Source organism: Nonomuraea ceibae (assembly GCF_019396325.1).
Classification (GTDB): domain Bacteria; phylum Actinomycetota; class Actinomycetes; order Streptosporangiales; family Streptosporangiaceae; genus Nonomuraea; species Nonomuraea ceibae.
The window spans coordinates 45,632-68,846 of the sequence record NZ_JAHKRO010000040.1 but is presented as its reverse complement, the minus strand read 5'-3'; the positions used below and the strand labels follow the sequence as shown (position 1 = coordinate 68,846).

At 72.1% G+C, this 23,215-nt stretch carries 21 protein-coding genes; 12 read left to right on the top strand and 9 right to left on the bottom strand.

All coding sequences use genetic code 11. From position 1 onward, the window contains the following. Positions 1-18 precede the first annotated feature (18 nt). Positions 19-357 (bottom strand): YciI family protein, encoded by a 339-nt coding sequence (locus KME80_RS24180; protein WP_219508407.1) that lies wholly within the window; start codon positions 355-357, stop codon positions 19-21. A 694-nt stretch (positions 358-1,051) separates the two neighbouring features. Between KME80_RS24180 and KME80_RS24175 the strand changes: the two genes are divergently transcribed. Further along, positions 1,052-1,321, top strand: a complete 270-nt coding sequence (locus KME80_RS24175) for a helix-turn-helix domain-containing protein (protein ID WP_219508417.1) — start codon at positions 1,052-1,054, stop codon at positions 1,319-1,321. Between the two features lie 122 nt (positions 1,322-1,443). Here the strand turns inward: KME80_RS24175 and KME80_RS24170 are convergent, their stop codons facing one another. The 5 genes from KME80_RS24170 to KME80_RS24150 are packed head-to-tail and all read right to left on the bottom strand — an operon-like array spanning position 1,444 to position 6,100. After that, a complete protein-coding gene (locus tag KME80_RS24170) occupies positions 1,444-2,730 on the bottom strand; it encodes an ABC transporter substrate-binding protein (protein ID WP_219508406.1) in 1,287 nt (428 codons plus the stop codon). Positions 2,731-2,734: 4 nt separating this feature from the next. Next, positions 2,735-3,754, bottom strand: coding sequence for a branched-chain amino acid ABC transporter permease (locus KME80_RS24165; RefSeq protein WP_219508405.1), 1,020 nt, complete (start codon positions 3,752-3,754; stop codon positions 2,735-2,737). After that, positions 3,751-4,632 carry a branched-chain amino acid ABC transporter permease gene (locus KME80_RS24160; protein ID WP_219508404.1) on the bottom strand — a complete coding sequence of 294 codons (882 nt, stop codon included), beginning with the start codon at positions 4,630-4,632 and terminating at the stop codon, positions 3,751-3,753. The genes KME80_RS24165 and KME80_RS24160 overlap by 4 nt, the downstream gene beginning before the upstream one ends. A 2-nt stretch (positions 4,633-4,634) precedes the next feature. Next, a complete protein-coding gene (locus KME80_RS24155; protein WP_219508403.1) occupies positions 4,635-5,345 on the bottom strand; it encodes an ABC transporter ATP-binding protein in 711 nt (236 codons plus the stop codon). Next, the gene (locus tag KME80_RS24150) at positions 5,342-6,100 is read right to left on the bottom strand and encodes an ABC transporter ATP-binding protein (RefSeq protein WP_219508402.1); all 759 of its coding nucleotides are present in this window, start codon (positions 6,098-6,100) and stop codon (positions 5,342-5,344) included. Before KME80_RS24150 ends, KME80_RS24155 begins: the two co-directional genes overlap by 4 nt. A 191-nt stretch (positions 6,101-6,291) precedes the next feature. Here KME80_RS24150 and KME80_RS24145 point away from each other — a divergent pair, with 191 nt between their 5' ends. Genes KME80_RS24145 through KME80_RS24135 form a run of 3 tightly spaced genes read left to right on the top strand, consistent with a single transcriptional unit; the run spans position 6,292 to position 10,071 of the window. Beyond that, the gene (locus tag KME80_RS24145) at positions 6,292-7,662 is read left to right on the top strand and encodes a PucR family transcriptional regulator (RefSeq protein WP_246645652.1); all 1,371 of its coding nucleotides are present in this window, start codon (positions 6,292-6,294) and stop codon (positions 7,660-7,662) included. After that, complete coding sequence (locus tag KME80_RS24140) at positions 7,659-9,146, top strand: long-chain-fatty-acid--CoA ligase (RefSeq protein WP_219508401.1); 1,488 nt, start codon at positions 7,659-7,661, stop codon at positions 9,144-9,146. Before KME80_RS24145 ends, KME80_RS24140 begins: the two co-directional genes overlap by 4 nt. A 10-nt stretch (positions 9,147-9,156) precedes the next feature. Then, positions 9,157-10,071: a rhamnogalacturonan acetylesterase gene (locus KME80_RS24135; RefSeq protein WP_219508400.1), complete on the top strand. Its 915-nt coding sequence runs from the start codon at positions 9,157-9,159 to the stop codon at positions 10,069-10,071. On the opposite strand, the gene KME80_RS24130 is transcribed toward KME80_RS24135, so the two are convergent. Then, positions 10,068-10,694: a TetR family transcriptional regulator gene (locus KME80_RS24130; RefSeq protein WP_219508399.1), complete on the bottom strand. Its 627-nt coding sequence runs from the start codon at positions 10,692-10,694 to the stop codon at positions 10,068-10,070. The two genes, KME80_RS24135 and KME80_RS24130, sit on opposite strands and share 4 nt — an antisense overlap. A 102-nt stretch (positions 10,695-10,796) precedes the next feature. Here KME80_RS24130 and KME80_RS24125 point away from each other — a divergent pair, with 102 nt between their 5' ends. The 8 genes from KME80_RS24125 to KME80_RS24090 all read left to right on the top strand — a co-directional run bounded on the left by KME80_RS24125 (position 10,797) and on the right by KME80_RS24090 (position 21,851). Then, entirely contained in the window at positions 10,797-12,425 is a 1,629-nt protein-coding gene (locus KME80_RS24125) for an ABC transporter substrate-binding protein (protein WP_219508398.1), read from the top strand. Beyond that, positions 12,422-13,360 (top strand): ABC transporter permease, encoded by a 939-nt coding sequence (locus tag KME80_RS24120; RefSeq protein ID WP_219508397.1) that lies wholly within the window; start codon positions 12,422-12,424, stop codon positions 13,358-13,360. The genes KME80_RS24125 and KME80_RS24120 overlap by 4 nt, the downstream gene beginning before the upstream one ends. Continuing rightward, the gene (locus tag KME80_RS24115) at positions 13,353-15,230 is read left to right on the top strand and encodes a dipeptide/oligopeptide/nickel ABC transporter permease/ATP-binding protein (RefSeq protein ID WP_308125903.1); all 1,878 of its coding nucleotides are present in this window, start codon (positions 13,353-13,355) and stop codon (positions 15,228-15,230) included. Before KME80_RS24120 ends, KME80_RS24115 begins: the two co-directional genes overlap by 8 nt. Further along, the gene (locus KME80_RS24110) at positions 15,220-16,197 is read left to right on the top strand and encodes an ABC transporter ATP-binding protein (RefSeq protein WP_219508396.1); all 978 of its coding nucleotides are present in this window, start codon (positions 15,220-15,222) and stop codon (positions 16,195-16,197) included. The genes KME80_RS24115 and KME80_RS24110 overlap by 11 nt, the downstream gene beginning before the upstream one ends. Positions 16,198-16,206: 9 nt before the next feature. After that, positions 16,207-17,430, top strand: coding sequence for an acyl-CoA dehydrogenase family protein (locus KME80_RS24105; protein WP_219508395.1), 1,224 nt, complete (start codon positions 16,207-16,209; stop codon positions 17,428-17,430). Positions 17,431-17,482: 52 nt separating this feature from the next. Then, on the top strand, positions 17,483-17,983 hold the full coding sequence (locus KME80_RS24100; protein WP_219508394.1) for a hypothetical protein: 501 nt from the start codon (positions 17,483-17,485) through the stop codon (positions 17,981-17,983). A 51-nt stretch (positions 17,984-18,034) separates the two neighbouring features. Beyond that, positions 18,035-19,186: a macrolide family glycosyltransferase gene (locus KME80_RS24095; protein WP_246645647.1), complete on the top strand. Its 1,152-nt coding sequence runs from the start codon at positions 18,035-18,037 to the stop codon at positions 19,184-19,186. A gap of 139 nt (positions 19,187-19,325) precedes the next feature. Further along, positions 19,326-21,851: a glycoside hydrolase family 9 protein gene (locus tag KME80_RS24090; RefSeq protein WP_219508393.1), complete on the top strand. Its 2,526-nt coding sequence runs from the start codon at positions 19,326-19,328 to the stop codon at positions 21,849-21,851. On the opposite strand, the gene KME80_RS24085 is transcribed toward KME80_RS24090, so the two are convergent. Then, positions 21,848-22,453, bottom strand: a complete 606-nt coding sequence (locus KME80_RS24085) for a hypothetical protein (protein ID WP_219508392.1) — start codon at positions 22,451-22,453, stop codon at positions 21,848-21,850. The genes KME80_RS24090 and KME80_RS24085 overlap by 4 nt on opposite strands. Beyond that, positions 22,453-23,187: a MerR family transcriptional regulator gene (locus KME80_RS24080; RefSeq protein WP_219508391.1), complete on the bottom strand. Its 735-nt coding sequence runs from the start codon at positions 23,185-23,187 to the stop codon at positions 22,453-22,455. The genes KME80_RS24085 and KME80_RS24080 overlap by 1 nt, the downstream gene beginning before the upstream one ends. Between the last annotated feature and the right edge of the window lie 28 nt (positions 23,188-23,215).

The following is a 23,215-nucleotide window of genomic DNA, read 5'->3' as shown; positions in this document are numbered from 1 at the left end:
CCATCCGATCCGATCAGGTCAGGGCTGGGCCAGCGGCCTGATCTCCACGGTGCCGCCGAGCCGCACCGCCGGGATGCGCGCCGCCAGCTCCGCCGCCTCGTCCAGGTCGGCCGCCTCGATCAGGCAGAACCCGCCGAGCACCTCCTTGGTGTCGGCGAACGGCCCGTCGGTCATCAGCGTCCGGCCGCCCGCCAGGCGCACGCAGGTCGCCGTCTCCGCCGGCTCCAACTGCGCCGCCGAGACGAACCGGTCGTCCTCGGCCAGCGCGCGGTAGTCGGCGTGGGCGGCCTCGCGCTCGTCGTCCGGCAGCCCCTCCAGGTAGCTGGACTCGCTGTAGATCATCAAGGCGTACTGCATCGCATCCTCCGCGGCATGGGTTCCCCATCTTCACGACGAACGGGCGGCGCCGGAAGGGACGCCCACCGCCCCACCGACTTCCCGATTCCGCCGCTACCGAAAATCTGTCACGGCCGTAGTAGACATTTGGTGGCGAGCGAGCTAGTCTTTCTGACATCGCAAGGAACTGATTCGCCGGGCGGCAGCAGTAAGCACCACGACGAACCGCCCGGAGTATTGGATGGCAGAAGGTCGGACGTGACGGGCCAGCGCAGTGGTTAGGGGCCCCGACCGTGGACGCGCTGCCGCAAGTGAAGTAGGACAAAGGTCCGGAAGAGAAAGATGAAGGGAGTGTTGACGCCATCGGGATCGCCCGTTGCCGGCTGAGTCTCGCCGCTCGGGTACCGCAGTTCCACAGTTAGGAAGGTGGTCTACGGTCACGCATCCGCGATCCGCGCATCACCGCCGCCCAGCGCGGTGGATGCGGAAAAGATGAGCCGGCCTGATGGCCGGTAGATGGTGTTGAACTCTTCGGGGCCCCGGCGCGACCTGCGCCGGGGCCCCCTGTTCGCGTTTCGGAAAGGAATGTATGGATCAACGCCGTTCGAACGCCGAGGGTGACACGCTCGCCCGCGGCAGGATTGCCGAACCGGCCGAGCCGGCCGAACACACGGCCGAGGACCGGTTCGACGACGAGGACTACCCCGCCTACAGCATGGGCGCGGCAGCCGAGATGCTGGGCGTCACCCCGACGTTCCTCCGGGCTCTGGGCGCCGCCAAGCTGATCGAGCCGAAACGCTCCGGTGGCGGCCACCGGCGCTACTCCCGCTACCAGCTTCGCCTGGCCGCCCGGGCCCGCGAGCTCGTCGACCAGGGCACTCCGGTCGAGGCCGCCTGCCGGATCATCATCCTGGAGGACCAGCTCGCCGAGGCGCTGCGCATCAACGCCGCGTACGAGCGCGAGCGCGCGGCCCGGAACCGCTAGCGCCTCGCGGCCGTCATCCCGTGGCCTGGTCCTGACTGCGCTGACCAGGCCGACCGGCTCGACGCCGTCACCCGCCCGGGGCCGCCGCCCCGGAGGGAAGACGGCGGCCCTGGCTCGCAGCGTCAGCCGGTGAGCGGGCCGAACTCCTTGCGGGTGTCGATCACCTCGCCGAACAGCTCCCACCGCTCGCCCTTGAACCGCATGAGCTGCAGCGACTCGATCGGGAAGCCGTCACCCTGCCCGGTCTCCAGCTTCACGCCGGGCAGCAGCATGTCCACCTGAATCCCCTGCAGGTTGCGGACCGAGTCGCGCAGCCCCTCCCGCGTGGGGCACTTGGCGGCCTCCATCGCCTTGTGGAAGCTGCTGGCCACGGCCCAGCCGAAGGCGTGGTAGGGCACCTGCGGGTCGGCGTCGGGCGCGTACTGCTGCATCTTGGCCTTGTAGAGCTTCATCTCGGCGTCGTCGGCCCAGGTGGGGTCGACGGGGTCCTTGTAGTAGGTGGCGGAGACGACGCCCTGCACGTTCTCGAAGCCGACGGGCTTGAGCACGGTGATGGAGGCGGCGACGTTGTTGACGATGTGCAGCGGGTTCCAGGCGGTGTTCTTGGCGTCGGCGGCGAGCGCCTGGGAGCCGAACTTGGGCGTGGTGACGTTGAGGAACACGTCGGCCTTGGATTCGGCCAGGTTGCGCATCTGCGGGTCCACGGTCGGGTCGGAGACCTCGTAGCTCTGCTCGGCCGCGATCGTGACGCCGGTGCCGGCGATGGCGTTCTTGAAGCCGCCGAGCAGGTCCTTGCCGAAGTCGTCGTTCTGGTAGAGGACGGCGACCTTGGCGTCCGGGTGCTCCTGCTTGAGGAACTGGGCGTAGACGCGGGCCTCGGAGACGTAGTTGGGCTGCCAGCCGATGGTCCACGGGTGCGCGGTGTCGGTCCCCCACACGGACGCGCCGGTGGCGACGAAGACCTGCGGGACCTTCTGCTGGTTGGTGTAGTCCCAGGTCGCGGTGGTGGACGGGGTGCCGAGCGTCTGGAAGAGGGCGAACACCTGCTCCTGCTCGACCAGCCGGCGCGCCTCCTCGACGGCCTTGGGCGGCTGGTAGCCGTCGTCGCGCACGACGAACTCGACCTTGCGCCCGCCGATGCCGCCCTTCTCGGCGTTGACATAGTCGAAGTAGGCCTTGATGCCCTTGGGGATGGCGCCGTAGGCGGACGCGGGCCCCGACAGCGGGTAGATGCCGCCGAGCTTGAGCGTGGTGTCGGTGATGCCGGTGGTCTGCTGGCTGGCGCACTGGCCGCCCGCGGCGCCCGTGGCCTGGGCGTCTCCGCCGCCGCTGTCCCGCCCTCCGCAGGCCGCCGCGGCGATCAGCAGGGTGGCCGTCACCGCCGTGCGGCCGATCGCAGATAAACGCATGCCGTTACCCCTTCCGGAGGGTCTTCTTGATCGAGTTCGCGGCGCGTCCGGCCAGCCCGGCCAGCCCGGTCGGCGCGACGTACATGACCGCGATGATGAGGAGGCCGAAGATGACGCCGGGCGCGGCCTCGTTGATGTCCTGGGAGATGCTCGGCACGAACATCACGAACAGTGCGCCGAGCACCGGGCCGGACAGCGACCCGAGCCCGCCGACGACGAGCCCGGCCAGCAGGGTGATCGACAGGTTGACCACGAACGAGTCGGGCGAGACGAACCCGATCACCCACGTGTAGAGGCACCCGGCGATCCCGGCGAACATCGCGCTCCACGCGAAGGCCAGCGTCTTGTAGTACGCCGGCCGCACGCCCATGACCTCGGCCGCGGCCTCGTCGTCGCGGACGGCGTGCAGGGCCCGCCCGACCCGGGACCGCAGCAGGCTCGCGGCCAGCAGGAACGCGGCGACGGTGACGGCCAGGGCGAGGAAGTACAGCCACTGGTCCTCGGCGAGCCCGCTCCACGCGGGCGGGGCGGGCTTGGCCAGCGACAGCCCCATCGAGCCGCCGGTGACCTCCTCGAACCGCTTGAGCAGCGGCACCAGGAAGATCGCGATGGCCAGCGTGACCAGGGCCAGATAGAGCCCGCGCAGCCGCATCGCGGGCACCCCGAACGCCAGCCCGAGCACGAACGCGACCAGGGCGGCGGCGGGCAGGGTCAGCGGGTAGGGCGCGTCCCACCGGTCGAGCAGGATCGCCGCGGTGTAGGCGCCGACGGCGAAGAACGCCCCGTGCCCCAGGGAGATCTGCCCGGCGTGCCCGACGAGCAGGTTCAGCCCGAGCAGCGCCACAGCGTAGATCAGCACCATGGTGAGCTGGAAGACGTGGAACGGCACGAGCTGGAAGGGCGCGTAGACGGCCGCCGCCAGCAGCGCCGCCGCCGCGGCCCACCGCCATCGGGTCGCCGCGGGACGGGCCGGGGCCTGCTCGCGGGCGGTCGTACGGTCGCTCACCTGCGTCGACTCGCTCATGCCCGCTCCACCACCGCTCGCCCGAACAGGCCCTGGGGCCGCAGCAGCAGGACGCCGAGGATGATCGCCAGCGGCACGCCGACCTTGAGGTCGGGCCCGATGGCGGTGACGTACGCGCCGGCCAGGGTCTCGGCCACGCCCACGACGAGCCCGCCGACGACAGCGCCGAGCGGGCTGTCGAAGCCGCCGAGCGTGGCGGCGGCGAAGGCGTAAATGAGGACGCCGCCCATCATGTTCGGCTCCAGGAACAGCAGCGGCGCGACGAGCACGCCGGACACGGCGCCGACGGTGGCGGCCAGCCCCCAGCCGAGCGCGAGCGTCCAGCCGACGCGGATGCCGACGAGCCGCGCCGAGTCGGGGTTGGCCGACACCGCCCGCATGCCCAGCCCGATCTTGGTGTGCTGGAACAGCAGGTAGAGCAGCCCCATGACGACCCCCACGACGGCCAGGACGCCGAGCGTGGAGAAGGCCACGCTGAGCCCGCCCACGTGCAGCGCGCCGCCCGGGAACGGGTTGGGGAAGTCCTTGATGAGGAACGTCCAGATCCAGCCGGCGGCGGCGTTGACGAAGATGAACAGCCCCACGGTGACGATGACCACGGTCAGCTCGGGCGCGCCCTCGACCGGCCGGATGATCACCCGTTCGACGAGCATGCCGCCCGCGAACGACACGGCCAGCGCGAGCACCAGCGACAGCCAGAACGGCACGCCCGCGGCGGTGAACTGCCAGGCGATGTAGGCCGAGAACATGGCCAGCTCGCCCTGGGCGAAGTTGACGATCCCGGTGAACCGGTAGATGAGCACGAGCGCGAGGGCGAGGCTGGCGTAGATGGCGCCGGTGCCGAGCCCCACGATGACCTGTTGCAGGAATCCGGCCATGACTAGACCCGGTATCCGAGGTAGGACTGGGCGACCTGCTCGTCGGCCCGGATGTCGGCCGCGGTGCCCGACAGCACGATCCTGCCGGTCTCCAGGACGTGCGCCTGCTGGGCGACGCCGAGGGCGAGATGGGCGTTCTGCTCGACGACGACCACGGTGGTCCGCTCCTGTTCGTTGACGGCCCGCACGATGTGGAACAGCTCCCTGGTGACCAGCGGGGCCAGGCCCAGGGAGGGCTCGTCCAGCAGGAGCAGCCGGGGGCGCAGCATGAGCGCCCGGCCGAGCGCGAGCATCTGCTGCTCGCCGCCGCTGAGGCTGCCCGCCGCCTGCCTGAGCCGGGGTTTCAGCGCGGGGAAGTAGGTGTAGATGCGCTCCAGGTCGTCCTCCACGCCGGAGCGCCGGACGTACGCGCCGAGCCGGAGGTTCTCCTCGACGGTGAGCTGGGTGAACGTGCCGCGCCCCTCCGGGACGTGGGCGACGCCCAGGCGGGCGAGCGCGTCGGGCGGGCGGCCGAGCAGTTCGGCGCCGTCGAGCCGGACGCTGCCGCGTCCCTTGACCATGCCCGACAGGGCGCGCAGCAGGGTCGTCTTGCCGGCGCCGTTGGGGCCGAGGATCGCGCAGATCTCGCCTTCGCCCACGGTGAGGCTCACGCCGTGCAGCACCTGCGCGCCGCCGTACCCGGCGTGCAGGTCGTGGACCGTCAGCTCGCTCATACCGCCGTCCCCAGGTAGGCCTCGATGACGCCGGGGTCGCGCTGCACCTGCTCGGGCGGCCCTTCGGCGATCTTCCTGCCGAAGTCGAGGCAGACGATCCGCTCGCAGGTGCCCATGACGAAGCCCATGTGGTGCTCGACGACGACCACGGTCAGGTCGTGCTCGTCGCGCAGCGCGCTCAGCGTGCCGGCGAACTCCTCGACCTCGGCCGAGTTGAGCCCGTTGACCGGCTCGTCGAGCAGCAGCAGCCGGGGCCGGCCGATGAGCGCCCTGGCCAGCTCGACCCGTTTGAGCGTGCCGAACGGCAGCCCGGCCGCCGGGTGGTCGGCGACGTGGGACAGGGAGAGGCGTTGCAGCACAGCGTCGGCCTCGGCGCGCAGCCCGCGTTCCTCGCCGCGCACGCCGGGCAGCCGCAGCGCCGCCGTCAGGAAGCCGGCGCGGCCCCGGTGGTGCGCGCCGACCATGACGTTGTCGCGTACGGAGATGCGGGGGAACAGGCCGAGGTTCTGGAAGGTCCTGGCGATGCCGAGTGCCGCGATGGCGTGCGGCGGCACCGCCAGGAGGTCCTTCCCCTCGTGGCGGACCGTTCCCCCGTCGGCGTCGCAGCGCCGGGTGAGGCAGTTGAACAGGGTGGTCTTGCCGGCGCCGTTCGGTCCGATCAGCCCCACCATCTCGCCGGCGGCGACGGAGAAGCCGACGCCGTCCAGCGCGGTGATGCCTCCGAAGCGGACCGTGAGATCGTGTACTTCCAGCATCCGGCCTCCTGGGGCGCAGCGAGCGGAAGATTGTTCTGCAATTGGGGTCAGCGTAGGATCCGGCCGTCTATGACCGCATTGGGCACGGTGACCCAACCTGCGCCGCGAAGGTTGTCGTCGGAGCACAGGCTCTGTCTCGGACCGGTCACAACCCGTTGACCGCGCCGCGACCGGCATGGATCATCCCGGGCATGTCCAGTGCTTCCGGCATGGAGACGTTCACCGGCGCCGGGCCTGTCCGCGCCGAGCGCGCGCGCATCCTCGCCGAGCTGCTCGCCGACCTCGACGACCTGGCCGACACGGCGGTGGCCGCCATGCGGGCCGAGATCCCCGCCTACGCGGCCCAGACCCCCGAGTTCCTGGCCGACGTGCGCGACCAGGTGATGCGCCACTACGGCAGCAAGCTCGCCGTCCTCCTGGAGGAGCGGACGGTGACGCCGGACGACGTCGCCCACACCCGGCAGGCCGCCATGCGCCGGGCCAGGGCCGGGCTCCCGCTGGCCGACTACATCAACGCCTTCCGCGTCGGCCAGCAGGTCTTCTGGGAGTCGGTGCTGGCCAGGGCAGGACGCTCGTTCGCCGGCCACGAGGCCGCGCTGTCGCTGGCCGCGATGGTCATGCGCTACTGCGACTTCGCCAGCACGCACGCCGCCAACGCCTACATGGAGTTCCAGCAGTACGCCGCCGCCGAGGCGGTGCGCGAGAGCCGCGATCTGCTGGAGACGCTGCTGGCCGGGGCGATGCCGACGCGCGGACCGCAGCTCGCCGCCGCCCAGGCGCACGGCCTGGCGCCCGAGTCGCGCACGCCGCTGCTCGTGGTCGTGGCCGTCGTGCTCGGGCTGCGCACGGCCGTGCCGAGAGGGCCCGACCGGGGCGCCGACGCCCGCCACGCGGCCTGCGCGGCCATCGCCAGGTCCGGCGGCCCCGGCGGGCGGACGCTGTCGGTGGTGCGGCAGTCGGAGATCGTGGCCATCCCGGTGCTCGGCCCAGGTGGCGACGCCGGCGAGCTGTGCGACCGGCTCCAGGCCGTGCGCGAGACGCTGCTGGCCGAGGGCATCGTGCTGGCGATGGGCATCAGCACCGTCGGCGCGGGCACCGCCCAGATCCCGCAGGCCTACCAGGAGGCCCGCGCGGTGCTCGACTTCCTGCCCGAGGGCGGCGGCGTGGCCGCGCTGCCCCGGATCACCGCGTTCCAGTATCTGGCGCTGCGCGCCGACGACACCGCGCGCCACCTGGTCGATCCGCGCATCACCGCGCTGCTGGACGAGGACCGGGCGCGCGGCGGCGTGCTCACCGCGACGATCCGCGCCTTCGCCGCCGCCGACCTCAACCTGCGCACCGCCGCCGAACGGCTGCAGATCCACCCCAACACCGCGCAGTACAGGCTGCGCCGCATCCAGGAGCGCACCGGGCTCAGCCTGCGCCGCATCGACGACCTCGTGGAGCTGCTGGTGGCCATCGCGCTCCAGGACGCGCTGCCCCCCACCAATCCCGACGGGAAAAGACTGGCCACCGCGACCAATGAGGACCGAGGGGCACCCGGCGTACGGTCGTTGCCATGAACCTCGCCGACCGGCTCCACAGGTCCGCCGAGCGACTCGGCGAACGGACGGTCGTCACGCTGGACGAGACACGGCTCAGCTACGCCGCGCTCGACCTGATGACCGCGCGGATCGCGACGCTGCTGCGGCAGCGCGGCGTCGGGCCCGGCGACCGCGTGGCGATCATGCTGCCGAACGTGCCGGAGTTCGCCGCCGTCTACTACGGGGTGCTGCGGGTCGGGGCCGTGGTGGTCCCGCTCGACCCGCTGCTGAGAAAACGTGAGATCGCCTCGTACGTGGGCGACTGCCAGGCCCGGCTGCTGATCGCCTGGCACGCGTTCGCCGAGACCGCCGAGGCGGGCACCGCCGGCACCCGCACCGACCTGTTCTTCGTCGTCCCCGACGAGTTCCGCCGGCTGCTGCGCGGCCTGCCGCCGCAGGAGGGCGTCGTCCCGCGCGACGACGGCGAGACCGCGGTGATCCACTACACGGCGGGCACCACCGGCCGGGCCAAGGGCATCGAGCTCACCCACGGCAACCTGGGCGGCAACGCCGCCACCGTGGCCCGCATGCACGCGCTCGGCGTCGACGACGTGGTGCTGGGGGCGCTGCCGCTCTACCACTCCTTCGGCCAGACCTGCTCGCTCAACGCGACCGTGCACGCGGGCGCGCGGCTGACGCTGATGCGCCGCTTCGAGGCGGGCCGGGCGCTGGAGGTGATCCGCCGCGACGGGGTGACGGTGCTGCAGGGCGTGCCGACCATGTACATCGCGCTGCTCGACCATCCGGGCGTCTCCGACCTGTCGCTGCTGCGGGTCTGCGTCTCCGGCGGCGCCCCGCTCCCGGTGGACGTGCTGCGCGCCTTCGAGACCCGCTACGGCTGCCGCATCGTCGAGGGGTACGGGCTCAGCGAGACCTCGGCGCTGGCCGCCACGAACCGCAGCGGCGACGGCCGCCGCCCCGGCTCGGTCGGCTGGCCGGTGCGCGGCATCGAGATGCGGGTCGTGGACGAGGACGGCCACGAGGTGCCGTGCGGCGAGGTGGGCGAGATCGTCATCCGCGGCCCGAACGTGATGAAGGGCTACTGGAACAATCCGGCGGCCACGGCGGAGGCCATCCGGGGTGGCTGGTTTCATACCGGGGACCTCGGAAGGGTCGACGGGGATGGTTTTTTCTTCCTGGTGGACAGACGACGCGATGTGATCATCCGCGGGGGCTATACCGTGTACTCTCGCGAGGTGGAGGAGGTCCTCTACGAGCACCCGGCCGTCAGGCAGGCCGCGGTGATCGGGGTCCCCCACCCCGAACTCGGAGAGGAGATCGCCGCCGTGGTGGCCTTGCGGATGCCTGTCGACGCCGAGACGCTGCGCGCGTTCGTCCGCGAACGGGTGGCGGCCTACAAATACCCCCGGCACGTCTCGTTCGTGGACGAGCTGCCGGTTACCCCGACCGGCAAGATCCTCAAGCGCGCCATCGCCCTGCCACTCAGCACAGGCGGGCGATAAAAGGGACCCCGTGACACCGATCATCCGCATCTTCGACGTCGACCCGGGACACTATGACGTGTCTGTCGTGATCGGTGGCGCGACCACACACGTGCTGGCCGAGGCCCGCCGGCTGATGGCGATCGCCTCGCCCGGCGACGGCCCGGCGCGGCACGCGTTCACCGTCAACGTCCGCACGCCGGAGAGCCAGCAGAACGGCTACGACGGCGACGGCTGCCCGGGGCTGACGCTGACGTTCACCGGCCCGGCCCCGGAGGTGCGCGCGATCGAGCTGGCGCGCACCCGCGGCCGGGCGCTGTTCCTGGCGGGCGACTCCACGGTCACCGACCAGGCGACCGCCCCCTACACCGGGTGGGGTCAGCGGCTGCCTCGCCATTTCGGGCGCGGCCTGTCGGTGGTCAACCATTCGGGGTCGGGTGAGAGCTCGGCGTCGTTCCTGGCCAATCCGGCGATGTGGGCGGAGATGCGCGACCAGCTCTGCCCCGGTGACGTGGCGCTGGTGCAGTTCGGCCACAACGACAAGCAGACCAGCGCCGTCGAGTTCCGCTCCAACCTGACGCGGATCGTGCACGGCATCGAGGCCAGGGGCGCGACGCCGGTGCTGGTGACGCCGGTCGTGCGGCGCCGCTTCACCGGCTCCCGGCTGGACCTCGACGGGCTGATCGTCAACGGGCTCGGCGTGGACCTGCCGGCGGAGATGCGCACGGTGGCGGCGGCGCAGGGCGTGGCGCTCATCGACCTCACCCGCGACAGCCGTGAGCTGGTCGAGTCACTGGGCCCGGAGGAGTCGAAGTCGCTCTACCTGTCGCGGGAGAAGCAGGACGACACCCACACCTCCGAGCACGGCGCTTCGGTCTTCGCCGACCTGGTCGCGACCGCCCTCAACAAGCTGGCGCTGCTCCCGGCCACCCACTGGGCGGCCTAGGCTCCCGACCTGAGCAGCCGCAGCGCCCCGTTGGACAGCGCGACGAGCACGTCGAGCACCTCCTCGACGTCGGGGTAGCGGCCTTCGAGGTGGCCGAGCGCCAGCGCGTTGGTGGCCGCGTTGACGCCTTCGGCGATCATCTCCAGGCGTCGCCGGTCGCGCTCGTCGTCGGCGGTGTAGCCGAGCGCGGCCAGGTCGGCGGCGTGGTGGTCGCGGTAGGCGGCCGCCGTCTCGATGGCGAACTCGCGCAGCGGCGAGGCCGGGTCGTGGCGGGCCCGCTGGAGGATGCGCAGCAGCTCGGGGTGGCGGCAGATGGCCTCGATCGGGATGCGGAAGGCCTCGCGGTGCCGTTCGGCGTCGTGGGTCTCGCGCGCCTGCCGCCGGACCTCGCGCATGGACCGGCGCAGCCGTTCGCCGCCCTCGTCGCCGAGCGAGCGCAGCAGGTCCTGCTTGTCCTTGAAGTGGACGTAGAAGGTGGACTGGGCGATGCCCGCGGCCTTGGCGACCTTGAGGGTGGTCAGTCCGGCCTCGCCCTCCTTGTCGAGGATCGCCAGCGCCGCCCGGATCAGCCTGCGCCTGGTCAGGTCCTTGGCCTCGCTCCTGGTGAGCGGTGTGTGGGTCACGGGCACCTCCGGCGACAACTCTAGCCAAGGGGCTTGTGTCGAATTTCACCGATAGTACTATCGGTGAAATTGCTCTCGGGGGCTGACCGGGAGGAGGCGTCGATGAAACGCTGGAGAGGGCCCGCGGCACTGTCGCTGGCGACGCTGCTGCTCGTCGCGTGCAGCGGGCAACGGCCCGTCGCCGTGCCGGAAAACCCGTCGTCGAAGGCGCCGTCAGGCCCCCAGAGAGGCGGCCGGCTGGTCTACGGGCTCAGCGCCGACGCCAACGGACTCAACCCCGTCACCGACCAGTTCGCCTCGCAGAGCTACAGCATGGTCGGCACCGTCATCGAACCCCTCGTCACCGTTGACGCGAACGGCGACTGGAAGCCCTACCTCGCCGAATCGCTCACCCCGAACGAGACCTACGACGAGTGGGCGATCAAGGTCCGGCCCGGCATCTCCTTCCACGACGGCCTGGCCCTGACCGGCGACGTCGTCAAGGCCAACCTGGAGGCGCAGAAGGCCTCCCCGCTCAACAACGCGGTCCTCGTGCCCGTCGAGTCCTTCGAGCTCACCGACCCGATGACGGTCACGGTCAAGCTCAACCAGCCGTGGGTGGCCTTCCCCTACTACCTGGCCGCCCAGCTCGGCATGATCGTGCCGCCCGCGTCGCTGCGCGACCCCGGGACGGCCAGCGTCAAACCCGTCGGCACCGGCGCGTTCGTCTTCAAGGAGTACGTGCCCGACAGCCGCATGGTCGTGACCCGCAACCCGGACTACTGGCGGGACGGGCTGCCGTACCTGGACGAGATCGAGTTCCGCATCCTGCCCGACAGCCAGACCCGGGCGCAGACCCTGGAAGCGGGCGGCATCGACGCCATGGGCACCACCCGCGACGAGGACATCACCAAGTACGGCGGCCAGAAGGACGCCTACACCGTTCATCGGGCCCGGGGCATGGCGGTGCCGGAGTACATGTTCCTGCTCAACACCGCCGTCGCCCCACTCGACGACCTGCGGGTGCGCCGGGCGCTCGCGCACGCGCTGGACCGGGCGACGATCATCAAGACGCTGCGCGGCGGGCTCACCCAGCCGGCCGACGGGCCGTGGTCGCGCGACTCCCCGTGGTACGCCGGTGGCGGCGCCTACCCCGCCTACGACCTGGCCAAGGCGACCGCGCTGGTCAAGGAGGTCGAGGCGGAGAAGGGACCGATCGCGTTCGAGATCATCTCCACCCCCGACCCGAACACCATGCAGGGCATCGAGCTGGCCCAGGACATGTGGCGCAAGGCCGGCGTGGACGTGACGATCAAGCAGGCCGACCAGGCCGACCTCATCAACCGGGCGGTCACCGGCAACTACGCCGCCACCGTGTGGGTGCAGTTCTCCTCCCCCGACCCCGACGGCGAGTACATCTGGATGCACCAGGCGTACTCCAAGCCCGTCGGCCAGGTCTCGCTGAACTTCACCCGGCTGCGGGACGACAAGCTCAGCAAGGCGTTCGACCTCGGCCGGACGAACCCGGACGAGAGCGCCCGCAAGCAGGCGTACGCCACCGTCCAGGAGCGGCTGCGCGAGCTGGTGCCGTTCGTGTTCGTCGACCACCTCGACACCGGCGCGGTCGTGGCCAGGACCAAGGTGCGCGGCATCGGCGAGCAGGTGCTGCCCGACGGCGAGAAGGGGCTGCCGCTGACCGGCTCGCCCGTGCCGTACCACCCGTTCACGCAGCTCTGGGTCAGCCCGCGGTGATCGTCCTGCACCGGCTGGCCCGGCTCGTGATCGTGCTGCTCGTGGTGACGTTCCTGTCCTACGTGATGCTCGCGCTGCTGCCCGGCGACCCGGTCACGCAGATCCTCGGCATCGGCGCGGACGAGGAGGCCCGCGCGCGGCTCCGGCAGGAACTCGGCCTGGACGAGCCGCTGCTCGTCCGCTACGCGGGCTGGCTCGGCGACCTGCTCACCGGCGACTTCGGCACCTCGCCCATCACCCGGACGCCGGTCGCGGGCGAGCTGGCCGAGCGGCTGCCGGTCACGCTGGAGCTGCTCGTGGCCGCCCAGGTCGTGGCGCTCGGGCTGGCGGTCCCCGTGGGCATCGCCGCCGCGCGCCGGGCCGGGAGGGCGCTCGACCAGGCGCTGACCGTGCTGAGCTTCGCGCTGCTGTCCACGCCGGTGTTCGTGCTCGGGGTGCTGCTCATCCTGCTGTTCGCGGTCACCTGGCAGGTGGTGCCCGCCACCGGCTGGACGCCGATCTCGGTGGATCTGGGGTGGAACATCACCTCGGTGCTGCTCCCCGCCGTCACGCTCGGCTGCGGGCAGCTCGCCGTGTACGCGCGGCTGCTGCGCGCCGACCTGATCGCCACCCTCCAGGAGGACTACATCACGCTCGCCCGCGCCCGCGGGCTGTCGCCGCGCCGCATCCTGTGGCGGCACGCGCTGCGCCCGTCGGCGATCTCGCTGATCACCGCCGTCGGGCTCAACATGGGCGCGCTCATCGGCGGCACCGTGATCATCGAGACTCTGTTCGGGCTGCCGGGCATCGGGCGGCTCATCGTCGACTCCATCTTCTCCCGCGACCACCTGACCGTTCAGGGCGGCGTCGTGCTGATCTCCGTCGGCTACGTGCTGGTCAACTTCGCCGTCGACGTCGTGTACGCCGCCGTGGACCCGAGGATCCGGCGTGCGTAGGCGGCTCGGGGCCGGGTTCTGGATCGCCGTCGCGTGGATCGCGCTCGTGCTGGCCGCCGCCGTGCTGGCCGACCTGCTGCCCATCGCCCGCTACGACGAGACGCTGGCCGGGCCGCCCCAGGCCGGGCCCAGCGCCGCGCACCCGTTCGGCACCGACGGCCTCGGCCGCGACGTGCTCAGCAGGGTCGTGCACGGGGCGCGCGTCTCGCTCGGCGTGGGCATCGGCGCGGTCGTCCTCGGCCTGGCCATCGGCGCCCCGCTCGGCGTGCTGGCCGGGTACCGCAGGCGGGCCGCCGACGCGGTGATCATGGCGGTCAACGACGTGGCGCTGGCCTTCCCGGCGCTGGTGTTCGCGCTGGCCGTGGTCGCCTTCGCCGGGGCCAGCCTGCGCAACGTGCTCGTCGTCCTCGGCGTCCTCGGGGTGCCCGCGTGGACGCGGCTGATCCGCGGGGCGACGCTGTCGTTCGCCGAGCGGGAGTTCGTGCTCGCCGCCCGGGTGCTGGGCGTGCGCGACCGGCGCATCCTGTGGCGGGAGATCATGCCCAACGTCGCCGTGCCCGCGGCCTCGTACGCCTTCGTCGGCATGGCCGTGGTCGTCGTCGCGGAGGGCAGCCTGGCCTTCCTCGGCCTGTCGGTGCAGGCGCCGACGCCCACGTGGGGCGGGCTGATCAACGAGGGGCGGGCGCTGATGGAGACCGCGCCGCACGTCGTGCTCGCGCCGTCGGTCGTGATGTTCCTGACCGTGCTGTCGTTCAACCTGGTCGGCGACCGGCTGCGGGCCGCCGGCGACGTGCGGCCAAGCGGCCTGGAACCGACGCGGCAGGCCCCGGCGGTCCTGCCGTCCGCCGGGCCCCGGCCGCTCACCGGCGCGCTGCTCCAGGTGGACGACCTGCGCACGCACTTCCTCACCCCGCGCGGCCCCGTCAAGGCCGTGGACGGGGTGTCGTTCACGCTCGAACGCGGCAGGACGCTGGCCGTCGTCGGCGAGTCCGGCTCCGGCAAGTCGATGCTGATCCGCTCCGTCCTCGGCCTGCTGCCCGGCGCGGGCGTGGCGCGCGGCGGGCACGTCCACCTGGGGGGCGACGAGCTGACCGCGTTCACCCCCGAACGGATGCGCCAGGTGCTCGGCCGCCGGCTGGGCGCCGTCTTCCAGGACCCGATGACCGCGCTCAACCCCGTGCGCACGATCGGCGCCCAGGTCGCCGAGCCGCTCCGGGTCCACCTGGGCATGAGTCGCCGGCAGGCGCGCGAGGAGGCGGCCCGGCTGCTCGCCTCCGTCGGCATCCCCGACCCGGCCCGCACGCTCGGCCGCTACCCGCACCAGCTCTCCGGCGGCATGCGGCAGCGCGTCACCATCGCCATGGCGCTCTCATGCGGGCCCGACGTGCTGTTCGCCGACGAGCCCACGACCGCGCTCGACGTCACCGTCCAGGACCAGGTGCTGCGCCTCGTCCACCGGCTGCGCGAGGAGCGCGACATGGCCGTGGTGCTCGTCAGCCACGACCTGTCCGTGGTGCGGCAGTGGGCCGACGAGGTCATCGTCATGTACGCGGGCAAGGTCGTCGAACGCGGGCCCGCGGCCGACGTGTTCGAGCGCACCCGCATGCCGTACACCGAGGCGCTGCTCCAGGCCGCGCCCCGGCTGACCGACCCCGCGCACCACCGGCTGCGCGTCATCCCCGGCCGGCCGCCCGACCTGGCCGCCGTGCCGGACGGCTGCGCGTTCCGGCCCCGGTGCGCCTACGCCCGCGACCGGTGCGCCGAGCAGGCTCCCCCGCTGGTGGCGGAGGGCGGCCACCTGCATGCCTGCTGGCACCCGGTGGGCAGGACCATGACGGAGAGCGAAGGGGCGGACAGCCATGGCCGGTAGCGGGACGGCGCACCTGCGCCCGCGTGACGAGGTGCTGCTCCAGGCCGTCGGCCTGGTGGTCGAGTTCCCCGCCGGGCGCGGCCGTACCGTCAGAGCCGTGTCCGGGGTGAGCTTCGACCTGGCCAGGGGCGAGACGCTGGGCATCGTCGGCGAGTCCGGCTGCGGCAAGTCGAGCACCGCGCGGGCGCTCATCCAGCTCCCGCCGCCGCGATCCGGCTCGGTGCGGCTGGACGGCGTCGAGCTGACCACGCTGCGCGGCGAGGCGCTGCGGCGCACCCGGCGACGGCTTCAGATGATCTTCCAGGACCCGATCTCGTCGCTCAACCCGCGCCGCCGCGTCCGCGACATCGTCGCCGAGGGGCCGCGCGTGTGGGGCCACGACGGCCTGGCCGTCGACGAGGTCCTGGAGGCCGTCGGCCTCGACCCGGCCACGGCGGCCGAGCGGCGGCCGCACGAGTTCTCCGGCGGGCAGTGCCAGCGCGTCTCCATCGCCCGCGCCCTCGTGCTGGAGCCCGAGGTGGTGATCTGCGACGAGCCGGTGTCGGCGCTCGACGTGTCGGTGCAGGCCCAGATCCTCGGCCTGCTGGAGGACCTCAAGGCCCGTTTCGGGCTGACGCTCGTGTTCATCGCCCACGATCTGGCCGTGGTCAAGAACGTCAGCGACCGCGTCCTGGTGATGTACCTGGGCAAGACGTGCGAGCTCGCCCCCAGCGAGGAGCTGGTCGCCCGCCCCGCCCACCCGTACACGCGGGCGCTGCTCGCCTCCATCCCCGGCGGCGGCCTCGGCCTGCCCCCGGCCGACCGGCTCATCACCGGCGAGCCGCCGTCGCCGGTCAGCCCGCCCACCGGCTGCCGCTTCCGTACCCGCTGCCCCCGCGCCGCCGCCCGGTGCGCCGCGGAGGAGCCCGAGATCCGCTCGCTGAACGGCGGCGACCACTTCGTCGCCTGCCACTATCCCGACCAATAGGAGAACGACATGGCCATCGACTTCACCCTCGCCCCCGAGCACGAGGAGATCCGCAAGCGGGTGCGCGCCTTCATCCAGGAGGTCGTGATCCCCGCCAGTGAGGAGCTGCGCGAGAGCGACCGCGACGCCTACCTGCGCGGCATCTTCAAGCTGCGCGAGAAGGCCAAGGCCGAAGGGCTGTGGCTGCCGCACATGCCCAAGGAGTGGGGCGGCATGGGCCTGGGCCACGTGGAGCTCGCCATGGTGCAGTCGGAGGCGGCCAAGACCCGGCTCGGGCCGTGGGTGCTCAACTGCCAGGCCCCCGACGAGGGCAACATGCACACCCTGCTGCACTGGGCCACCGACGAGCAGAAGGACAAGTACCTGCGGCCCCTGCTCGACGGCGTCAAGATGTCGTGCTTCGCCATGACCGAGCCCGAGGTCGCCGGCTCGGACCCGACGCTCATCCGCACCAACGCCGTCCAGGACGGCGACGAATGGGTCATCAACGGGCACAAGTGGTTCATCTCCAACGCCCGGCGGGCCAGCTTCGCCATCCTCATCGCCAGGACCGAGCCCGACGTCCCCGAAGGCGCCCGCGGCGCCAACACCGCCTTCCTCATCGACCTGCCCCAGGACGGCTGGAACGACGTCCGCGAGATCGAGACCATGCACGGCTCGACCGGCCACAGCGAGATCGTCATCAAGGACCTGCGCGTGCCCTCCGGGCAGATCCTCGGCGGACGCGGCAACGGCCACCGCCTGGGCCAGTATCGTCTCGGCCCCGCCCGGCTCGCCCACTGCATGCGCTGGATCTCCCAGGCGGAGACCGCGCTCGACATGATGGTCGACCGGGCGCTCAACCGCTACAGCCACGGCTCGCTGCTGGCCGACAAGCAGGGCGTCCAGTGGCTCATCGCCGACTCCGCCATGGAGCTCTACCAGTGCAAGCTCATGGTCCTGCACGCCGCCTCCAAGATCGACAAGGGCGAGGACTTCCGCACCGAGGTGTCCATGGCCAAGCACTTCGTCGCGGGCAGCCTCAACCGCATCGTCGACCGGGCCATCCAGGTCCACGGCGCCCTCGGCTACTCCACGGACACCCCGCTGGCCCACATGTTCCAGCACGCCCGCTGGGCCCGCTTCGCCGACGGCGCCGACGAGATCCACCAGATGCGCATCGCCGAGCGCACCATCGACGCCTACCGCTCCACCGGCTCCACCAACGCGGCCACCGGCGGCCTCCCCCTGTGACGCGGCGCGTCCCGGGGTGAACCGGGGCGGGCCGGCGTACGTGTGTGAGGGCATGAGTCGTGTTCTCGTCGTGCTCGTGATGGTGGCGGGCTTCCTGGTGGGCGTCGCCGGTCCGGCCGCCGCGTGCAGTTGCGCGGTGGCGAAGCCGAAGGAGCTGGTGCGCGGGTCGTCGGCCGTGTTCACGGCGACGGCCACGGGCGTGCGCGTGGTGGAGCCGATGCTGGACGGCGGTGAGGTGGTGGCCACGCTCCGCGTCGACCACGTGTACAAGGGGTCGCCGGGCGTCAGGACCCAGGTGCGCACCAGGGCGCAGAGCGCGGCCTGCGGCTACCAGTTCGCCAAGGGCACCCGCTACCTGGTGTTCGCCAGGAAGGGGAAGAAGGGGCTGACCACGGGGCTGTGCTCGGGCAACCGGGTCCTGCCGCCCGGGGACAAGCCGTTGCGCCTGTCGGACAGGACGTACGGGATGGGGCCGCTCACGGCGGAGCTGATGAAGGCCCTGGGCAAGCCGGAGCGGCCCCGCAAGCCCCGGGCGTGTGACGGGCGCGCCTGACACGGGCCGCGCGGGCCGGACTACCGGGCGGCAGGCCGATAAGATCGGCGGATGCACATCGCGATGGTCGGCATCCCCGCGATCAGCCACGTCCTGCCCAGCCTGGAGATCATCCGGGAGCTCGCCTCGCGCGGCCACCGGGTGACCTACGCCAACGACCCGTCGGTGCGCGAGGTGGTCACGGCGACCGGCGCCGAGCTGGTCGCCTACCGGTCGACGCTGCCGGTGGCCGACTACGACTGGCCGGACGACCCGATCGAGGCGATGGGCGTGTTCCTGGATGACAACATACAGATGCTGCCGCAGCTCCGCGAGGTCTACGACCGCGATCCCGCCGACCTCTACCTGTACGACATCGGCTCCTACGCGGCCCGCGCGCTGGCCGAGTCGCAGGGCCGTCCGATCGTGCAGCTCTCCCCGGCGATGGTGGCCTGGAAGCAGTACGACAACGACGTGGCCGCGCAGATCTGGCAGCTTCCCGGCGCCGACGCCTACCGGGCGAAGTTCACCGGCTGGCTGGCCGGCAACGGGGCGACGACGACCGACATGGACGACTTCTCCGGCCATCCGCCGCGCTGCGTCGCGACGATCCCGCGCGCCATGCAGCCGCACGCGGACGAGGTCGACACGGACGTGGTGACGTTCGTCGGCCCGTGCCTGGGGGCGCGGGAGAGCTGGACGAAGCCGGCGGGCGCGGAGCGGGTGCTGCTGGTGTCGCTCGGGTCGGCCTACACGCAGCAGCCGGAGTTCTACCGCAACTGCCTGGCCGCCTTCGGTGACCTGCCGGGCTGGCATGTCGTGCTGCAGATCGGCAAGCGCACCGATCCGGCGGAGCTGGGACCGATCCCGGGCAACGTGGAGGTGCATTCCTGGGTGCCGCAGCTGGCGATCCTGGAGCAGGCCGACGCGTTCGTCACGCACGCGGGCATGGGCGGGAGCAGCGAGGGGCTGTTCACGGGCGTCCCGATGATCGCCGTGCCGCAGGCGGTCGACCAGTTCATGAACGCCGACCGGCTGGTGGAGCTGGGGGTGGCCCGGCGCCTCGACACGGCCGAGGCGACCCCGGAGGCGTTGCGCGAGGCGCTGACCGCGCTGACGACCGACCCGGCGGTGGCGCGGCGTTCGGCGCTGCTGCGCGAGGAGACGCGCGCCGAGGGCGGCACCGTCCGGGCCGCCGACCTGCTGGAAGCGATGGCCGGATGAAAGTTTCACGCTCGTCCGCGGCGATGGCCAGGCAGGCGGCGGGAAAGTTTCACAGGCGGTGAGACAGGGCCGTTGACGGGGCGGCGGCCTCGGCCGCAAGATCCTGGGAGCGCTCCCAAACTCCCGAAGGACACCCCCCATGACCCTACGCCGGGCCGCGGCAGCGGCCCTCTTCCTCCTGCTCCCCTTGGCCGCCGCCACGCCGGCCCACGCCGACGAGGGCCCGGAGCAGATCGTCAACGGCACCTTCGACTCCTCCACCGCCCCCTGGTGGGGCACCGCCAACGTCACCCCCGAGCTCGACACCGGCCGCCTGTGCGCCGACATCCCCGGCGGCACCGCCAACCCGTGGGACGTGATCATCGGCCAGAACGACCTGCCGCTCGTCGAGGGCGAGACGTACGCCTACTCGTTCACCGCCTCCGCCACCCCCGCCAAGGTCGGCCGGGCCCTCATCCAGCTCCCCGTGGACCCGTGGACGCAGTATCTTTCGGCGGCCCCCGAGCTGAGCGTGTCGGGCAACGACTACTCCTACACCTTCACCGCCCCCGTCTCGCTGCCGAACGCCCAGGTCGTCTTCCAGCTGGGCGGCAGCGCCGAGCCCTGGAGGTTCTGCATGGACGACGTGTCGCTGAAGGGCGGCGCCGAGCCGGAGGAGTACGAGCCCGACACCGGCCCGCGCGTCCGGGTGAACATGGTCGGCTACCTGCCCGATGGCCCCAAGAAGGCCACCGTCGTCACCGAGAAGACCGACGCGGTGGACTGGCAGCTCAAGGACGCCGCCGGCGAGACCGTCGCCACCGGCGCGAGCACCCCGCGCGGCATGGACGCCAGCTCCGGCCAGAACGTCCACACGATCGACTTCACCGCCTACGCCAAGCCCGGCCAGGGCTACACGCTCACGGCCGACGGCGAGACCAGCCGCCCGTTCGACCTGGCCCCCGGCCTGTATGACGACATGCGGGTGGACGCGCTGAAGTTCTACTACACCCAGCGCAGCGGCGTCGAGATCCTGGACGAGCTGCGCCCCGGCTACGGCCGCCCCGCCGGTCACGCGGGCGTCGAGCCCAACCAGGGCGACACGAAGGTCCCCTGCCAGCCCGGCGTCTGCGACTACACGCTCGACGTCAAGGGCGGCTGGTACGACGCGGGCGACCACGGCAAGTACGTGGTCAACGGCGGCATCTCCGCCTACCAGCTGATGGCCGCCTACGAGCGGGACAAGGCCGCCTTCACCGACGGCCAGCTCACCCTCCCCGAGAGCGGCAACGGCGTCCCCGACGTGCTCGACGAGGTCCGCTGGGAGCAGGAGTTCCTGCTCAGCATGCAGGTGCCCGAGGGCGAGACGCTGGCCGGGATGGCCCACCACAAGATCCACGACCGGGCCTGGACCGGGCTGCCGCTGATGCCGCACCTGGACCCGCAGCCCCGCGAGCTGCACCCGCCGTCCACCGCGGCCACGCTGAACCTGGCCGCCACCGCCGCGCAGGCCGCCCGCCTGTTCGCCCCGTACGACGCCGCCTTCGCCGCCCGCAACCTGAAGGCCGCGCGCGCCGCCTGGGCCGCCGCCGTGGCGAACCCCGACAAGTACGCCGACCCGAACGACGGCGTCGGCGGCGGCTCCTACGCCGACGGCGACGTCAGCGACGAGTTCTACTGGGCCGCCGCCGAGCTGTTCATCACGACGGGCGAGAAGGCGTTCCAGGAGTACGTGCTCGCCTCGCCGCACCACACCGGCGACATCTGGCGCGAGCGCGGCTTCGACTGGGGCTTCACCGCGCCGCTCGGCCGCCTCGACCTGGCGACCGTGCCCAACGCGCTGCCGGACCGCGAGCGGGTGCGCGCCTCGGTCGTCGAGGGCGCCGACAAGTATCTGGAGATCCAGCGCGAGCACCCGTACGGCATGCCGTACGACCCGCCGTCGTTCGACTGGGGGTCCAACAACCTGGTCCTCAACAACATGGTGGTGCTGGCGACCGCGTACGACCTGACCGGGCAGGAGAAGTATCGCGCGGCCGTCCGCGAGAGCATGGACTACATCCTCGGCCGCAACGCGCTCAACCAGTCGTACGTCACCGGCTACGGCGAGGTGGCGTCGAAGAACCAGCACAGCCGCTGGTACGCCCGCCAGCTCGACCCCGCACTGCCCAACCCGCCGCGCGGCACCCTCTCGGGCGGCCCCAACTCGGCCATCCAGGACCCGCTGGCGCAGCGGCTGCTCCAGGGCTGCAAGCCGCAGTTCTGCTACATCGACCACATCGAGTCCTGGGCCACCAACGAGCTGACGATCAACTGGAACTCGCCGCTGGCCTGGATCTCGTCCTTCCTGGCCGACCGCTCGGCGCGGGCCTCCTGCGAGGTCCGCTACACCGCGCACGGCTCGTGGCCGCGCGGCTTCACCAGCCAGGTCGTCATCGAGAACACCGGTGACCGGGCGATCGACGGCTGGACGCTGCGCTGGTCGTTCCCGGGCGCGCAGGAGGTCAAGCACGCCTGGGCGGCCGAGGTCACGCAGGCGGGCCCGGTGGTGACGGCGAAGGGCCTCGGCTGGAACGCGCGGATCAAGCCGGGCGGTTCGGTGACGTTCGGCTTCGTCGGCGCCGCGACCCCGGGCCCGAACCCGGCCCCGGAGGTCTTCCACCTGAACGGCGGCCGCTGCCGCTAGGCGGGGCTCGGCTCGGCCGACTTCAGCGCGGCCACCAGGTCGCCGGGACTGTCGGCGAAGAACCGGATCACCGTGACCTCGGCCCGCTGCCCCAGCGGCCGGGTCACGGTGATCGGCTCGGTGAGCTGGACGACCACGTTCGTCTGCGACGACACGGCCACGCCGAGCCGCCCGTCCGCGACCGTGACCAGGCCCGTCTCGTTGTAGCTGCGCACGAGGCGGACCGAGGCGACGAGCTCGCGCGGGACGCGGACGTCGAGGAACGCGCCGTAGCGGATCCGCAGCTCGCCGCCGGTGACGACGTGCGGCCGGGTGACGCAGGCGGCGATCATCGCGAGCACGAACAGCAGCGAGTACGCGTCCAGCACCAGCACGACCAGCCGCACCCACAGGTCCACGTCCATGGCCTGGAGCAGCACCTCGACGGCGATCAGCTCCACGGCCATGGCGAACGCGAAGACCATCATGGTGGTCGACTGCTCCCGCGAGTAGGAGACCTCGACGGCGCCGGGCGGCACCCCGTCGCGCCGCCGCCGCGCCCACAGCACCAGGCTGGCCATCCCCTTCCGGTCGAAGTCCATGATCCGGCGCACCCGGTCCATCAGCCCTCCTTCTTCAGCAACGCCACGACCTGCCTGAAAACCACTGCCTGCGCCGGGGTCAGCTCGGCGAACACCAGGTCCATCCACTCCTCGCTGCCGCTCATCGCCCCGGCCAGCTCGGCCGGGATGTGCGCGGCCAGGTCGGCGGCCAGCGCCGGCAGCCGGGAGTCGCCGGGGTCGGCCCCGGCGATCTCGTCGAGCCTGGCGTACATCTCGTGGACCCGCTCGACCACCCCGGGCTCGGTGAAGGGCCGCAGCGCCCGCAGCGCCCACTCCCGGTCCTCCGGGTCGGCCACGGTGTCGAGCAGCGCGAGCATCCCCTGGTCGAGCTGGGCGAAGGCCGACCCGTCGGGTGCGAGGTCGCGCAGCACCTCGCCCATCTCGGGCGACACGGCCGAGTCGGCGCCCAGCTCGGGCTCCTCCAGCAGCGCCGCCAGCCGCGCCCGCCGCGTCCCGATCGCCTCCTGCTGCCTGGCGAGGTCGTCGTCCAGCTCGCGCAGCACCTCGCGCAGGTCCTTGCCCTGGTCGTCGGCCAGCACGTCGCGGATCTCGTCCAGGGACAGCCCGAGCTCGGCCAGCCGCCGCACCCGCGCCAGCAGCACGGCGTCACGCATCCGGTACGCGCGATAGCCGCCCGAGGTGCGTTCGGGCTCGGGCAGCAGGCCGAGGTGGTGGTAGTGGCGCACGGTCCGGGTCGACACCCCGACCAGCGCGGCGAGCTCGCCGATCAGCATGCCTCCATTAGAGACGTTGACGTAGCGT

Bases quoted from the DNA above. Each gene is read 5' to 3' on its own strand.
- KME80_RS24180 (WP_219508407.1), bottom strand. From the start codon at position 357: ATGCAGTACGCCTTGATGATCTACAGCGAGTCCAGCTACCTGGAGGGG.
- KME80_RS24175 (WP_219508417.1), top strand. From the start codon at position 1,052: ATGGGCGCGGCAGCCGAGATGCTGGGCGTCACCCCGACGTTCCTCCGG.
- KME80_RS24170 (WP_219508406.1), bottom strand. From the start codon at position 2,730: ATGCGTTTATCTGCGATCGGCCGCACGGCGGTGACGGCCACCCTGCTG.
- KME80_RS24165 (WP_219508405.1), bottom strand. From the start codon at position 3,754: ATGAGCGAGTCGACGCAGGTGAGCGACCGTACGACCGCCCGCGAGCAG.
- KME80_RS24160 (WP_219508404.1), bottom strand. From the start codon at position 4,632: ATGGCCGGATTCCTGCAACAGGTCATCGTGGGGCTCGGCACCGGCGCC.
- KME80_RS24155 (WP_219508403.1), bottom strand. From the start codon at position 5,345: ATGAGCGAGCTGACGGTCCACGACCTGCACGCCGGGTACGGCGGCGCG.
- KME80_RS24150 (WP_219508402.1), bottom strand. From the start codon at position 6,100: ATGCTGGAAGTACACGATCTCACGGTCCGCTTCGGAGGCATCACCGCG.
- KME80_RS24145 (WP_246645652.1), top strand. From the start codon at position 6,292: ATGTCCAGTGCTTCCGGCATGGAGACGTTCACCGGCGCCGGGCCTGTC.
- KME80_RS24140 (WP_219508401.1), top strand. From the start codon at position 7,659: ATGAACCTCGCCGACCGGCTCCACAGGTCCGCCGAGCGACTCGGCGAA.
- KME80_RS24125 (WP_219508398.1), top strand. From the start codon at position 10,797: ATGAAACGCTGGAGAGGGCCCGCGGCACTGTCGCTGGCGACGCTGCTG.
- KME80_RS24110 (WP_219508396.1), top strand. From the start codon at position 15,220: ATGGCCGGTAGCGGGACGGCGCACCTGCGCCCGCGTGACGAGGTGCTG.
- KME80_RS24105 (WP_219508395.1), top strand. From the start codon at position 16,207: ATGGCCATCGACTTCACCCTCGCCCCCGAGCACGAGGAGATCCGCAAG.
- KME80_RS24100 (WP_219508394.1), top strand. From the start codon at position 17,483: ATGAGTCGTGTTCTCGTCGTGCTCGTGATGGTGGCGGGCTTCCTGGTG.
- KME80_RS24095 (WP_246645647.1), top strand. From the start codon at position 18,035: ATGCACATCGCGATGGTCGGCATCCCCGCGATCAGCCACGTCCTGCCC.
- KME80_RS24090 (WP_219508393.1), top strand. From the start codon at position 19,326: ATGACCCTACGCCGGGCCGCGGCAGCGGCCCTCTTCCTCCTGCTCCCC.
- KME80_RS24085 (WP_219508392.1), bottom strand. From the start codon at position 22,453: ATGGACCGGGTGCGCCGGATCATGGACTTCGACCGGAAGGGGATGGCC.
- KME80_RS24080 (WP_219508391.1), bottom strand. From the start codon at position 23,187: ATGCTGATCGGCGAGCTCGCCGCGCTGGTCGGGGTGTCGACCCGGACC.